General features: G+C 68.7%; 9 protein-coding genes, 1 tRNA gene and 1 pseudogene. 4 read left to right on the forward strand and 7 right to left on the reverse strand.

Annotated elements, in window-relative coordinates; translation table 11 throughout:
• Positions 1-106 precede the first annotated feature (106 nt).
• From WT53_RS09820 to hrpA, 3 genes are all read right to left on the reverse strand, one after another.
• Positions 107-1,081 (reverse strand): sterol desaturase family protein, encoded by a 975-nt coding sequence (locus tag WT53_RS09820; protein ID WP_060259544.1) that lies wholly within the window; start codon positions 1,079-1,081, stop codon positions 107-109.
• 16 nt (positions 1,082-1,097) lie between these two features.
• Positions 1,098-2,087, reverse strand: coding sequence for a beta-propeller fold lactonase family protein (locus WT53_RS09825; protein WP_034207775.1), 990 nt, complete (start codon positions 2,085-2,087; stop codon positions 1,098-1,100).
• 167 nt (positions 2,088-2,254) lie between these two features.
• Positions 2,255-6,463: an ATP-dependent RNA helicase HrpA gene (gene hrpA / locus WT53_RS09830; RefSeq protein WP_060259547.1), complete on the reverse strand. Its 4,209-nt coding sequence runs from the start codon at positions 6,461-6,463 to the stop codon at positions 2,255-2,257.
• A 23-nt stretch (positions 6,464-6,486) separates the two neighbouring features.
• Here hrpA and argA point away from each other — a divergent pair, with 23 nt between their 5' ends.
• Together argA and WT53_RS09840 are read left to right on the forward strand one after the other, a co-directional pair.
• Positions 6,487-7,866, forward strand: coding sequence for an amino-acid N-acetyltransferase (gene argA / locus WT53_RS09835; RefSeq protein ID WP_006485509.1), 1,380 nt, complete (start codon positions 6,487-6,489; stop codon positions 7,864-7,866).
• Positions 7,867-7,918: 52 nt separating this feature from the next.
• Positions 7,919-8,194, forward strand: a complete 276-nt coding sequence (locus tag WT53_RS09840) for an oxidative damage protection protein (protein WP_009692666.1) — start codon at positions 7,919-7,921, stop codon at positions 8,192-8,194.
• A 160-nt stretch (positions 8,195-8,354) separates the two neighbouring features.
• On the opposite strand, the gene WT53_RS09845 is transcribed toward WT53_RS09840, so the two are convergent.
• The 3 genes from WT53_RS09845 to WT53_RS09855 all read right to left on the reverse strand — a co-directional run bounded on the left by WT53_RS09845 (position 8,355) and on the right by WT53_RS09855 (position 12,881).
• Positions 8,355-9,767, reverse strand: a complete 1,413-nt coding sequence (locus tag WT53_RS09845) for an MFS transporter (protein WP_060259552.1) — start codon at positions 9,765-9,767, stop codon at positions 8,355-8,357.
• A 163-nt stretch (positions 9,768-9,930) separates the two neighbouring features.
• Entirely contained in the window at positions 9,931-11,133 is a 1,203-nt protein-coding gene (locus WT53_RS09850) for a CaiB/BaiF CoA-transferase family protein (RefSeq protein WP_060259555.1), read from the reverse strand.
• Positions 11,130-12,881: an acyl-CoA dehydrogenase family protein gene (locus WT53_RS09855; protein WP_060259557.1), complete on the reverse strand. Its 1,752-nt coding sequence runs from the start codon at positions 12,879-12,881 to the stop codon at positions 11,130-11,132. The genes WT53_RS09850 and WT53_RS09855 overlap by 4 nt, the downstream gene beginning before the upstream one ends.
• Before the next feature lie 172 nt (positions 12,882-13,053).
• Between WT53_RS09855 and WT53_RS09860 the strand changes: the two genes are divergently transcribed.
• Together WT53_RS09860 and WT53_RS09865 are read left to right on the forward strand one after the other, a co-directional pair.
• On the forward strand, positions 13,054-13,956 hold the full coding sequence (locus WT53_RS09860) for a LysR family transcriptional regulator (protein ID WP_034207780.1): 903 nt from the start codon (positions 13,054-13,056) through the stop codon (positions 13,954-13,956).
• Between the two features lie 95 nt (positions 13,957-14,051).
• Positions 14,052-14,126, forward strand: a tRNA-Val gene (locus tag WT53_RS09865).
• Positions 14,127-14,241: 115 nt separating this feature from the next.
• On the opposite strand, the pseudogene WT53_RS33440 reads toward WT53_RS09865, so the two are convergent.
• Positions 14,242-14,403 (reverse strand): annotated as a pseudogene (locus WT53_RS33440) (aspartate aminotransferase family protein); the annotation flags it as partial.

Below are 14,403 nucleotides of genomic sequence, written 5' to 3' on the forward strand. Positions count from 1 at the left end.
TTGACGGAGAAAAACGGGGAAAGGATAAACCACACGGCCCGCATGCGCCAAAGCGCATGCGGGCCGCGTGCAAGCGTCGTTCAACGGGAGAGCGGACGGATCGGGATCAGGCCGACGCTGCGCCGCGCTTCGCGGGGAACAGGCGCCGGAAGATCCGCACGAACGCGAGGCCGTGCTGCGACCAGAAGCCGTCGCCATAGGACACGCCCTCGACCTGCTCGCGGATGCCGGTCGGCTCGACCGTGCGGTTCCACGACGCGGTGCCGAACATCATGTCCCACCACGGAAACAGCACGCCGAAGTTGCAGCCGTACTTGGTGCCTTCGTGGCCGTAACCGACCGCATGGTGCCGGCGGTGGAAGATCGGGCTGACGAGCAGGCGCTCGCCGATGCGGCCGTACGACAGCCGCGCATTCGTATGCTGGATGCTCTGCAGGAAGTTGGTGACCGCGGTCAGCACGACGAACTGCGACGGCGTCACGCCGATCACGAGCGCGATCGCCGCGAAAAAGCACGACTGGAGCACGTCGTCGAGCAGGTGGTTGCGGTCGTCGCACCACAGCGACATCTGCCGCTGGCTGTGATGGACCGCGTGCAGCTCCCACCAGACGCCGAACTTGTGCTGCCAGCGGTGATACCAGTAGCCGGCGAAGTCGAGCACGACGAGGTAGATCGCGAACGCGACGATCGGCTGCGAAGTCACGCCCGGCCACAGATAGTCGAGGTTGACGTTCGCGACGCCATGCAGGCGCAGCCACGCCTGGAAGCTGTCGAACACCGGCTGCAGCGCGAAGAAGAAGAACAGCGTGTAGATGCCGAGCTTCGAGATCGCCGTGTAGATCACGTCGACCCGGACCGCGCGGCGGTTCTTCCAGCGCTCGACCGGCAGCAGCGCCTCGAGCGGGCGCAGCAGCGCGAACATCAGCACCATCTGCAGCGCGCCGATGATCACCCAGTACAGCGCGTCGTAGGTGTCCTCGTCATAGTCCATCAGGTTGAACTTGAAGAGGAGCGGCTGCACGACATCGACGTACAGCCAGGTCTGGATGTCCGACACGAACGCATCGATCAGGTGCAGCATCGTTCGCCTCCGCCCGTCACGCGCCGTTCGCCGCCTTCCACGGCGCGCGGTCGTAGAAGTAGATGCCGTGCGGCGAGCGGCCGACGGCAATCGTCTGCACCAGCTTGCGCGAGGCCAGATCGATGATCCCGACCTTCTTCGCGAACCGGAACGTCACCCACAGCGTCTTCTTGTCGGCGGACAGCTCCATGTCGTCGGGGCCCGGCAGCAGGCCGGTGATGTCGCCGACGTTGGCGAGCGTGTTCTCGTCGATGATGCTGATCGTGTTCGCGACGCGGTTCGTCACCGCGACGTGCGTGCCGTCGGCGAGCGAGCGGAAATTGTGCGCGCCCTTGCCCGTGTAGATCTGCTTGACGACCTTCTGGTTGCGCCAGTCGACGACCGCGACGTAATCCGCGCCGGTCATCCCGACCAGCAGGAATTTGTCGTCCGGCGTGAGCCACAGGCCGGCCGGCACCTTGCCGACCTTCATCTTCCATTTGACCGTCTGTGTCGGCAGGTCGATCGCCGCGATCTCGCCGGACACCTGCAGCGACACGAGCAGCGTCTTGCTGTCCTTCGTAAACGCGAGGTGGCTCGGCATCACCGCGAGCGGCACGCGCTTCACGAGGCGCAGGTCGCGGCCGTCGTAGCCGTAGATGTCGACGCGGTCGAGCCGCAGGCCGGCCGCCGCGAACCATTTGCGGTCGGGCGAGAAGCCGAGCTGGTAAGGGTCGTCGATCCCTTCGACGGTGCGCTGCAGCTTGCCCGTCTTCGGATCGAGGAACATCAGGCTGTTCGAGACCGAATTCGCGACGATCAGCGACGCGTTGTCGGGCGTCGCCATCAAATGGTGCGGTTCCTTGCCGGTCGGCATCGTGGAAACGACTTCGCGGGTCTGCTGGTCGATCAGGGAAAGCGTCGCTTCGGCCGAATTGAGGACGATCACGTTATTCGCGTGCGCGGCGGGCGCCAGCACGGCGGCGGCCAGCGCAAGCGTGCGGCCGAAGGAAAGGAAAGTGCGCATGAAGACTCACGTCGTGGAACAGCTGTCATTGTAGAACGTTCGGCGGGCCCCTCCGGTTGACCCATGCCGGTATTGCGCCACTTCGACGCATGCCCGGCCTGCCGGAGGCGCCGCCGCGGTGCCGGCCCCGGGCGGCGGCCGGTGCGGGCCGGCACACCGATGTTGCGCTAGCGCTGCATCGACTCCCAGACCTTGTGCAGACGCTTGACAGAGACCGGCATCGGCGTGCGCAGTTCCTGCGCGAACAGCGAAATCCGCAATTCCTCGAGCAGCCAGCGGAATTCCGCGAGCCGCGCATCGGCGACGCCGCCGCGCTGCGACACCGCGCGCTGGTACTGCTGCGCGAGCGGCAGCAGCTCGGCCGACTGCTTCGCGTCGCGCGCCGGGTCGGCCTTCAGCTTGTCGATCCGCAGCGCGATGCCCTTCAGGTAGCGCGGGAAATGCGCAAGCTGCGCGTAAGGCGTGTCGATCACGAAGCGCTTGCCGACCAGCGCGGCCAATTGCTGCTGCAGGTCCGCATGGGCCTGCGCGAACGGCTTCGCCTGCGCGAGCTTCTTCACGAGGCCCGCGTATTCGGCCAGGATCTGCCCGACGAGCCGCGCGATTTCCTGCGCGAGCAGGTTCAGGCGGCTGCGGCCCTCGTCGCGGCGCGCGTGGAAGCTCGCGTCGTCGTCGGGCAGCGGGTCCTGCAGGCACGCGCGGTCGAGCGCCGTGTCGATCAGCTGGTCGCGCAACTCGTCCTGCGTGCCGAGCGACATGTACTGCATCGCCATCTCGCGCAGGCCCGGCAGGTTCTTTTCCAGGAACTTGATCGGCTCCTTCAACTGCAGCGCGAAAAGGCGCCGCAGCCCGGCCCGGTGGATACGCGCGGCCTCCTCCGGCGAATCGAACACCTCGACGTCGCAATGCGTGCCACGGTCGACGAGCGCCGGATAGCCGTACAGCGTCTGGCCGCGCCGACGGATTTCCAGCAGCTCGGGCAGCTTGCCGAAATTCCACGTCGTCAGGTTCTCGTACAGCGCCGTCGCGCCGGTCTCCGCCGCGGCGGCCGTCTGCGGCGCCGCGCCCTTGCCGGCCTTCGCGCCGCGGGCAGGCGCCCCGGCCGCGACACTCGACGCGGGCGCATGGCCGGGCGCCTGACCGGCCTCGGCGTCGCCGCCGCTCGCGAGCGTCGACGCGGCCGCGATCTTCTGGAACTGCTGCTGCGCCTGCGCGCCCAGCTCCTGGCGAAGCTGCGCGAGATTGCGCCCCATCGCGAGCTGGCGGCCGTGCTCGTCGATCACCTTGAAATTCATGAACAGGTGCGCGGGCAGCGTCTCGAGCTTGAAGTCGGCCGTTTTCATCATGACCTGCGTCTGCGCCCGCACGTCGGCGATCAGCGCCTCGACGAGCCCGCCCGCACCGAAGCGCTCGCGGCCCATCCGCTCGACGAAGCCGGCCGCGTACTCGGGCAGCGGCACGCAGTGCCGGCGCAGCTTCTGCGGCAGCGACTTCAGCAGCAGCTGCACCTTTTCCTTCAGCATGCCCGGCACGAGCCATTCGCAGCGGCGCGCGTCGACCTGGTTCAGCGCGAACAGCGGCACCGCGAGCGTCACGCCGTCGCGCGGCGTGCCGGGCTCGAAGTGGTACGTGAGCGCCATCTCGACGCCGGCCATCGTCGCGCGCTTCGGGAACAGGTCGGTCGTCACGCCTGCCGCCTCGTGGCGCATCAGGTCGTCGCGCGACAGATACAGCAGCCGCTGCTTGTCCTCCGCCTGGCCGCCCTTCTTCACCTCGTCGCGATACCAGCGCTCGAACGCGGCGCCCGTGTGGATGCCTTCCGGAATCGCGTGGTCGTAGTACGCGTAGATCAACTCGTCGTCGACCAGCACGTCCTGCCGACGCGACTTGTGCTCGAGCTGCTCGATGTCGGCGAGCAGCTTGCGGTTGTGCGCGAAGAACGGCAGTTTCGTGTCGAACTCGCCTTCGACCAGCGCGCCGCGAATGAACAGCTCGCGGGCGCGCGCCGGGTCCTGCTTGCCGAACGCGACGCGCCGCCGGTGATAGATCGGCAGCCCGTACAGCGTCGCGCGCTCGAACGCGCTGACCTGCGCGGGACGCTTCTCCCAGTGCGGTTCCGACAGCGATTTCTTCAGCAGGTGCGCGCCGATCTTCTCGACCCACTCCGGCTCGATCTTCGCGAGGCAGCGCGCGTACAGCCGGCTCGTCTCGACGAGTTCGGCCGCCATCACCCAGCGGCCGGCCTTCTTCGCGAGCGCGGAGCCCGGCCACAGGTAGAACTTGATGCCGCGCGCGCCGAGGTAATGCGGATCGTCGTCGGCCTTCATGCCGAGGTTGCCCAGCAGCCCCGTCAACAGGGCCAGATGGATCTGCTCGTAGGTGGCCTCGACTTCGTTGAGCCGCCAGCCGTGCTCGCGCACGACCGTCAGCAACTGCGAATGGACGTCGCGCCACTCGCGCAGCCGCAGATGCGACAGGAAGTTCTGCCGGCACGCGTCGACGAGCTGGCGATTCGACTTCTTGTGCGCGACGGCCTCTTCGAACCATGCCCAGATCTTCAGCCACTGCAGGAATTCGGACCGCTCGTCGGCGAACCGGCGGTGCGCCTGGTCGGCCTGCTCCTGCGCTTCGATCGGACGATCGCGCGGGTCCTGCACGGACAGCGCGCTCGCGATGATCAGCACTTCGCGCAGCGACTGCTGGTCGCGCGCGGCGAGTATCATCCGGCCGACGCGCGGGTCGAGCGGCAGCCGCGCGAGCTCGCGGCCGAGCGGCGTCAGCGCGTTGTCGTCGTCGACCGCGCCGAGCTCGTTGAGCAACTGGTAACCGTCCGCGATCGCGCGGCCGGGCGGCGGTTCGAGGAACGGGAACGATTCGATCGCCGTCAGGTGCAGCGACTTCATCCGCAGGATCACCGACGCGAGCGACGAGCGCAGGATTTCCGGATCGGTGAAGCGCGCACGCGCCTGGTAGTCGCTTTCCTCGTACAAACGAATGCACACGCCGTCGGCCACCCGGCCGCAGCGGCCCGCGCGCTGGTTCGCGGCCGCCTGCGAGATCGACTCGACCTGCAGTTGCTCGACCTTGTTCCGGTACGAATAGCGCTTCACGCGCGCGAGGCCGGTGTCGACCACGTAACGGATGCCCGGCACCGTCAGCGAGGTTTCGGCCACGTTGGTCGCGAGCACGATCCGGCGCGCGTTCGACGCCTTGAACACCTTGTCCTGATCGGCCGCCGAGAGCCGCGCGAACAGCGGCAGGATCTCGGTATGCGGCGGATGGTGCTTGCGCAGCGCCTCGGCCGCCTCGCGGATCTCCCGCTCGCCGGGCAGGAACACCAGCACGTCGCCGGGGCCTTCGCGGCACAGCTCGTCGACTGCGTCGACGATCGCGTCCATCAGGTCGCGCTCGGCTTCGCGCGCGGTCTTCACGCGATCGCGGCCGCCCGTGCCCTCGGCGTTCTTCACCGCCGGGCGATCCTCGGCCACCGGGCGGTAGCGCATCTCGACCGGATACAGCCGCCCGCTCACCTCGATCACGGGCGCCGGGCGCGCGTCGGTGCCGAAATGGCGCGCGAAGCGATCGGCGTCGATCGTCGCGGACGTGACGATCAGCTTCAGGTCCGGCCGCCTCGGCAGGATTTCCTTCAGATAGCCGAGCAGGAAGTCGATGTTCAGGCTGCGCTCGTGCGCCTCGTCGATGATCAGCGTGTCGTACGCCTTCAGCAACGGGTCGGTCTGCGTCTCGGCGAGCAGGATGCCGTCGGTCATCAGCTTGACGGATGCGCCCGGCGCGAGATTGTCGGTGAAGCGCACCTTGTAGCCGACCACCTCGCCGAACGGCGTGCCGAGTTCCTCGGCGATCCGGCGGCCGGTCGACGAGGCGGCCAGGCGCCGCGGCTGCGTATGGCCGATCAGGCCCGTGCCGCCGGCGCCGAGGCCGCGGCCGAGATCGAGACAGATCTTCGGCAATTGCGTAGTCTTGCCCGAGCCGGTTTCGCCGCAGACGATGACGACCTGATGACCGGCGATCGCACGCGCGATTTCGTCGCGCTTGCCCGACACGGGCAGGCTTTCCGGATACGTGATCGGCGGAACGGGATTCGGCGGGACGGCGGCGCGCGGCGCACGCTCGCGGCGCGGGGCCCGCTCGCCCGTCGGCTGCGGCGCTCCCTTCGCGGCCGGCTGGCGCGCGGCGCCGCGCCGTTCGTCATTGCGCGGCCCGCGCGGCGCGGGTGCCGGCGTGCCCGCCGGCTTGTCCTGCTGCTGGCGCGGCGGCTGGCCCGGCTGCTCGCGCGCATCGGCCGCACCATCCGGGTGCTTCGCCGACGGCGTATTGGCCCGCGTCGGCGCGGGACTTTTAGAAACATTCGACATGGGGGCGCATTATAATCCCGGCCATGAATTCCCAAACCGACCTCCCTCCCGCCCAGACCGGCGCCGCGACGCCGCCGGCCGCCGACGATTCGGCCGCCAGCCACGCGCAGTTCGTCGACTGGATGCGCTCCGTCGCGCCCTATATCCACAAGTTCCGCAACAGCACGTTCGTCGTGGGGTTCGGCGGCGAGGTGGTGCAGCAGGGGCTGCTGAATGCGCTCGTGTCCGACATCGCGCTCTTGCAGGCGATGGGCATCCAGATCGTGCTCGTGCACGGCTCGCGCCCGCAGGTCGAGGAGCAACTGAGCCTGCACGGTGTCGAATCCGAGTTTTCGCACGGCCTGCGCATCACCGATGCGCGCGCGCTCGAATCCGCGAAGGAAGCGGCCGGCGAAGTGCGTCTCGACATCGAGGCCGCGATCAGCCAGGGTCTGCCGAACTCGCCGATGGCGCACGCGCACATCAGCGTCGTGTCGGGCAACTTCGTGACCGCGCGGCCGGTGGGAATTCTCGACGGGGTCGATTTCGCGCACACGGGCATCGTGCGCAAGATCGATGCCGAATCGATCCGTCATTCGCTCGCGAGCCGCAAGCTCGTGCTGCTGTCGCCGCTCGGATTCTCGCCGACCGGCGAGGCGTTCAACCTGTCGATGGAGGACGTCGCGTCGGCGGCCGCGATCGCGCTGCGCGCCGACAAGATCATCTTCCTGACCGAAGGGCCCGGCATCGTCGACGACGAAGGCGAGCTGGTACGCGAAATGTCGCTCGACGCGGCCGCCGAACTGCTCGATTCCGGCAACATCCAGGGCGACGACGCGTTCTTCCTCAAGCATTCGATCCGCGCATGCCGCGGCGGCGTGACCCGCGCCCACCTGATTCCGCAGTCGCTCGACGGCAGCATGCTGCTCGAACTGTTCCTGCACGACGGCGTCGGCACGATGATCTCGTACGAGAACCTCGAAAGCCTGCGCGAGGCGACCCCGGACGACGTCGGCGGCATCCTGTCGCTGATCGAGCCGCTCGAGTCGGACGGCACGCTCGTGCGGCGCGGCCGCCACCAGATCGAACGCGACATCGACCACTTCTCGGTGATCGAGCACGATGGCGTGCTGTTCGGCTGCGCGGCGCTGTACCCGTACCAGCAGGAAAAGATCGGCGAAATGGCGTGCCTGACGGTCGCACCCGAAGCGCAGGGCTCGGGCGACGGCGAACGCCTGCTCAAGCGCATCGAGCAGCGCGCCCGCGCGCGCGGCCTCACGCACATCTTCGTGCTCACGACGCGCACCGAGCACTGGTTCCTCAAGCGCGGCTTCGTCAAGGTCAGCGTCGACGACCTGCCGGAAGACCGTCGCAAACTCTATAACTGGCAGCGCAAGTCGCTCGTGCTGATGAAGCAGCTCTGAGCACCGGCACGACTGCCCTTCCCCCAGACACCGATTACAGGAGAAGTACACGATGGCTCGAATGATCCAATGCGCGAAGCTCGGCAAGGAAGCCGAAGGCCTCGATTTCCCGCCGCTGCCGGGCGAACTCGGCAAGCGCATTTACGAGAGCGTCTCGAAGGAAGCGTGGCAAGGCTGGCTCAAGCAGCAAACGATGCTGATCAACGAAAACCGCCTGAACATGGCCGACCCGCGCGCGCGCCAGTACCTGATGAAGCAGACGGAGAAGTACTTCTTCGGCGAGGGCGCGGACCAGGCGTCCGGCTACGTGCCGCCGACGGAAGGCTGAGCGCCGCGAATCGCGCAGGCGGCGCCCGCTGGCTTCGTCGCGCGAATGGAGCAAACGGCACCGTGTGACCGCACGGTGCCGTTTGCTTTTGGGGCAGCCCAATCGACGCAACCCCGCCGACGCGCGCTCGACGGCGCCCGGGCGAGCCGGCGTGCCCGCCTCATCCCGCCGGTTTCAACGTGCCGCGATCGTCCGGCGGCGCGCCCGCGCCGGCCGGCTGATCCGCGCCCGCGCCTTCCGTGCCCCATTCCGCCGCATCGCTGCGTTCGGCCGTCGACAGCTCGTCCGCGCGGTAGCCGGTGCGATTGAGCAGCGCGAGCATGCACGCAAGCGACACGAGCGCGTACAGCCCCGACGCGATCGCGACGCCGACGATGCTGCCGGTCGCGTTCAGGATCGCCTGCGCGAGCACCGGCGTGCCGCCGCCGACGACCAGCGCGCTCAACTGATACGCGAGCGACAGGCCCGTATAGCGGATGTTGGCCGGAAACACGCGCGCGAGCACGCCGCCGACCGCGCCGTAGAACATCGCCGACGGAATCGTCGAAATGCACATGCCCGCGACGGCGACCCAGTACGAACGCGTCGCGAGCGCATGGAACATCATCGGCATCAGCACGATTTCCGGAATCAGGATCCAGCACATCGCGCGCCGCATGTCGACCTTCGACACGAACCACGCGCCGACCGGCTGCATCAGAAATTGCACGACGAGCGAGATCGACAGGATGCCGAGGAACGTGCCCTGCGCGTAACCGAGCGTCTTCGTCGCCCACGACAGCGCGAACGTGCTGCGGAAATACGTGACGTTGATCACCGGCAGCGTGCCGGCCGCGAGCAACACGACGACCCAGTGGTCGCGCACGACGTCGCGCAGCGGCAGCTTCACCGTGCGCTTGCGCGCGAGCACGCGCTGCATGTCGACCGACTCCTCGAGCCTCAGCCGGATCACCATGCCGATGATCACGAGCACGGCCGACAGCAGGAACGGAATGCGCCAGCCCCACATCAGGAACGACGGCGTCGGCAGCGCGCTCAGCGCGAAGAACGCGGCCGTGGCCAGCAGGTTGCCGGTGGGCGAGCCCTGCTGGGCGAACGCCGCATACAGGATGCTGCGATGCTTCGGCGCATTCTCGCTCGCGATCAGCACCGCGCCGCCCCACTCGCCGCCGACCGCGATGCCCTGCAGCACGCGCAGCACGACGAGGCCCGCCGGCGCCCATACGCCGATCGACGCATAGCCGGGCAGCAGGCCGATGCCAGTCGTCGCGAGCCCCATCATCACCAGCGTGATCACCAGCGCGGTCTTGCGGCCGACGCGATCGCCGAGATGGCCGAACACGATCCCGCCGAGCGGCCGCGCGGCGAAGCCGGCCCAGAACGTGACGAACGCGAGCAGCGTCGCGACGCCGGGATCCATCGTGCTCGAAAAGAACACCTTGCCGAACACGAGCGCCGCGGCGGTGCCGTAGATGTAGAAGTCGTACCACTCGATCGTGGTGCCGACGAACGCCGCGAGGGCGGCGCGGCCTGGCCGCGGCTGCGCGGCGGGCGGGGATGGCGGACGGCTCATCGTTGTCTCCATGTTGGTGATCCGGGGCGCGACTGTCGCGCGCCTTGTCGGATGGCCGGACTTCGCCGGCTGGCGGGGTGGCTCTACGTTGCGTTGCTCGATGTCGACGTTGCGATCGGTCGGGTCGGGACGACGTTCGTCTGCGGGCGCGCCCGTCGGTCCGTCACGTCCCGTCGGGCGCGACACGCAGCACGCCGGCATCGAGCAGTTGCTGCTGAAGCGCGCGATCGACGCCGAGCCGATCGAGCACCGCACGCGTGTCGCGACCGAGCGCGGGCGGCGCCGACCGGTAGGTGGCCGGTGTGCGCGACAGCTTCACCGGCGACGCGGTGCCGCGATACGCACCGATCTCGACGAACAGGTTGCGGTGCAGCGCGTGCGGATCGTGCGCGACGTCGGCCACCGTGCGCACCGGCCCGCACGGCACGCCGGCCGCCATCAGCTCGCGCGCGAGCGGCTCGCACGCGTGCGCGGCAAGCCGCACTTCCAGCTCGACCTTCAATTGCGGCCGGTGCGCGCAGCGACTGCGGTTGTCGACGAAGCGCGGATCGCTGGCGAGCGCCGGCGCACCGAGATGCGCGACGAGCCGTGCGAACTGCCGGTCGTTGCCGACCGCGAGAAAGATCGGCACGGTAGCCGTGCGGTAGCTGTCGTACGGCGCGATGTTCGGATGCGCGTTGCCGCTGCGCTCCGGCACGCGGCCCGAACCGAAGAAGTTCGGCAGGTGCGGATGCAGCAGCGACACGCCGCAGTCGTACAGCGCCACGTCGATCGACTGCCCGCGCCCGCTTTTCTCGCGCTCCGCGAGCGCCAGCAGGATGCCGGCGAGCGCGTTGAGCCCCGTGACCATGTCGACGATCGGCAAACCGATGCGCGTCGCGCCGCCATCGCGTTCGCCGTTCACGCTCATCAGCCCGGCCATCGCCTGGATCACCGCGTCGTAACCCGGCAGGCCGCCGAGCGGGCCGTCGTCGCCGAAGCCCGTCACCGCGCAGTAGATCAGGCGCGGGAAGCGCGGCTGCAGGTCGCGTGCGTAGTCCATGCCCCAGCGCGCGAGCGTGCCCGGCTTGAAATTCTCGACGAGCACGTCGGCCTCTTCGAGCAGGCGCCACAGGATCGCCCGCCCTTCGTCGTGCGACAGGTCGAGCGCGAGCCCTTCCTTGTTGCGGTTCACGCCCATGAAATACCAGGCCGTGTCGCCGAGGAACGGCGGCCCCCAGCCACGCGTCTCGTCGCCGGCGGGCGGCTCGATCTTGATCACCGTCGCGCCGTGATCGGCGAGCGCCTGCGTGCAGTACGGGCCGCCGAGCACCCGGCTCAGGTCGACGACCTTCAGGCCGTCCAGTGCGCCACGCGTCGTGCTCATCGCTCGACCTCCGGCAGCAGGTCGAGCGCCGTGTCGAGCGCGACCGGCAGGCCGCGCAGCAGCGCGTCGGACGCGGCCGATTCGTCGTCGCGCGGTGCCGGCGCGAGCGGATCGACCGGCAGCAGCTTGTGTCGCACGATCAGGTGCGCCAGCGCGAGACGCCTGAAATCCGGCGCGAGCTGTACGCCTTCGCAAGCCATCAGCACGGCCGCGCTCGCGTAATACAGCGCGGACGCGGCCTGCCGCACGCGCGCGTCGTCGCCGTCCTCCGCGACCCGCGCAAGCGCATCGCACGCCCGCGCGAGAATGCGCCGCAGCGCCGTGCGGCTCGCGTCGGGCAGCGGCGCCGCGCCCAGACGATCGCCGAGGAACGTGCGCAGCGCGTCGAGCGCATGCTCGCGCTGCGCGGCGCGCGCGACGTCGAGCGCGACGATGTTGCTCGTGCCTTCCCAGATCGAACCGAGGTGCGCGTCGCGCACGAGCCGCGCATCGCTCCACTCCTCGATATAGCCGGTGCCGCCGCGCACTTCCATCGCATCGCCCGTCACGCGGCGCGCGTCGCGGCATGCGCGGAACTTGATCAACGGCGTCAGGATCCGCACGCAGCGCGCAGCCTGTTCGTCGCCCGCATCGGCCTGCGGCAGCAACAGCGCAATCTGCATGAACATCGTGCGCGCGGCCTCGGCCGGCAGCAGCGTCTTCATCAGCTGGCGCCGCATCAGCGGCATCTCGATCAGCTTGCGGCCGAACGCGTCGCGATACGCGGCGACGTGCAACGCTTCGTTCAGCGCGCGCCGCATCAACCCGGCCGCGCGCACGCCGTTCGACAGCCGAGACATGTTGATCATGTCGGCCATCTGGTGAAAGCCGCGGCCGATCTCGCCGATCAGGTACGCCTGCGCGCCTTCGAGCGCGATCTCGCCGCTCGCCATCGAACGGCTGCCGAGCTTGTCCTTCAAGCGCACGATCCGGTAGCGGTTGCGCGTGCCGTCCGGCAGCGTCTTCGGCAGCAGGAACAGCGCGAGGCCCTTGATGCCGTCCGGTGCGCCGTCGGGCCGCGCAAGCACCATCGCGAGATCGGCGTCGGCATTCGAGCAGAACCACTTGTCGCCGGTCAGGCGCCAGACGGTGTCGCCGTGCGCGTCGGTTCCGCGGGTCGCGCGCGTCGCGATACGGCCGACGTCGGAGCCGGCCGCCTGCTCGGTCATGAACATCGCGCCCTGGTACAGCGTGTCGAAGTCGCGCGACGCGAGCCTCGGCAGGTAGCGCGCGACGAGTGCGGGATCGCCGAAGCGGCGCAGCGTGCGGGTCAGCGAGTCGGTCATGCTGACCGGGCAGCACAGCCCGAATTCCGCCTGCACGAACAGGAACGTCAGCGCGTACTTGACGAGCGGCGGCACGGTTTCGGCCCCATGGCTCAGCGATGCGAGCCCGAGCTCCGCATACGCGACCCGTTCGAGCGCGACGTACGCCGGATCCTTGTCGATCCGCTGCACGGCCTCGCCGCGCCGGTTGCGGTGCTCGAGCACGGGCGGATGCTTGTCCGCGCGCGCCGCCCATTCGTCGAGTTCGCCCGATACGCGCTCGCCGAGCGCGCGCAGCCGCGGCTCGAGTTCCGCATAGTGCGCGTCGCCGAGATGCAGCTTCAGCAACGCGCCGAGATCGGGGTCGACGGTGAAGAAATTGATGCCCCGGCTGTCGGGGATATGGGATGCGCCGGTGTCCGGCGTGCGAGCGGTGTCGTGCATGCGTGCGTCTCCTGGGTTGCCGGCGCATCGGCGGCCGCGGTGCCGCGGCGCCCGGTCCGTCGTGCGTCAAGCCTCCCGCAGAGCGTAGGCGCGCGGTCGATAAGCGTCCAATACAGGATTTATCCGGTACGATAGATATCGCTTATCGATGCCGACGCCGGGAGGAGACACCGTGGAACTGAGGCAGTTGCGCTACTTCGTGGCCGTCGCCGAGGAGCTGCACTTCGGGCGCGCGGCGAAGCGCCTGTTCATCTCGCAGCCGGCGCTGAGTTTCGACATCCGCAAGTTCGAGGACGCGCTCGGCGTGCAACTTTTTTCCCGCACCAACAAGACGGTCGCGCTGACCAACGCGGGCGCGGTGCTGCTCGGCGAGGCGCGCCGGCTGCTGCTGCAGGCGGCCGAGGCCGAGCGCCTGACGGTGCGCTCCGCGTCGGGGCTCGCCGGCCGGCTGCGGATCGGCTTCGTCCATTCGATGCTGTATCGCGGGCTGCCCGACGCGGTGCGGCGCTTCGAGGCCGACTATCCGGGCGTCGAGATCGTGCTGAGCGAGATGAACACGCACGCGCAGGTGCAGGCGATCCAGCGCGGCCAGATCGATCTCGGCTACGCGCACTGGGGCCACTGCCCGCCCGAGGTCGAATCGGCGCCCGTCTATGCGGAGCCGTTCGTGTGCTGCCTGCCGGCCGCGCATCCGCTTGCGCGGCGCCGGCAGGTCGCGCTCGCCGCGCTCGCGACGGAGCCGTTCATCCTGTTTCCGCGCGACGCCGCGCCGCACTACCACGACCTGATCATCGCGCAGTGCGTGAACGCGGGATTCAGTCCGCTGATCCGTCACGAGGCGCGGCTGTGGCAGACGATCCTGTCGATGGTCGAATTCGGGATGGGCATCGCGCTCGTGCCGCGCGTGCTGCAGCAGGTCAAGAGCGACCGGCTCGCGTTCCGGCCGCTGAAGGATGCGTCGCTCGAATCGCGCACGCTGGAGCTGAAGCGCAGCGGCACCGCCGAACCGGTCGCGCTGCGCTTCGCCGACTACGTGCGCGCGTCGCTCGACGCGCTGCCCGCGCTCGCGGGCTGAACACCGGCTCGCGAGCGCGGGCAGCGGCCGTTTAAAAAAATTTGCAGAAAGGGCTTTACGAACCCAAAAAGCTCTGACATAATTTCAGCTTCTTTGGGCGGTTAGCTCAGCGGTAGAGCACTGCCTTCACACGGCAGGGGTCACTGGTTCGATCCCAGTACCGCCCACCAAAGAATTCAAGGGCCTGCGTCTCACGACGCAGGCCCTTTTCGTTTTGGCGACGCACGTGCGCTGCGCGACGCGGGCGCCGGCATCATGCGACGCCGCACCCGCAGCAGTGTCGGCTTACCGTCCCTGCCCCACTCGCTGCGCCGTCGCGTCGAACGCGCGCTTCGCCTTGTCGACGATCTCGTCGACCTCCGCCTCGCGAATCACGAGCGGCGGCGACAGCAGCATCCGGTCGCCGGTCGCGCGCATGATCAGGTTGCCGTTGAAGCAGAAGTCGCG

Source organism: Burkholderia sp. MSMB2157WGS (genome assembly GCF_001532755.1).
Taxonomy (GTDB): domain Bacteria; phylum Pseudomonadota; class Gammaproteobacteria; order Burkholderiales; family Burkholderiaceae; genus Burkholderia.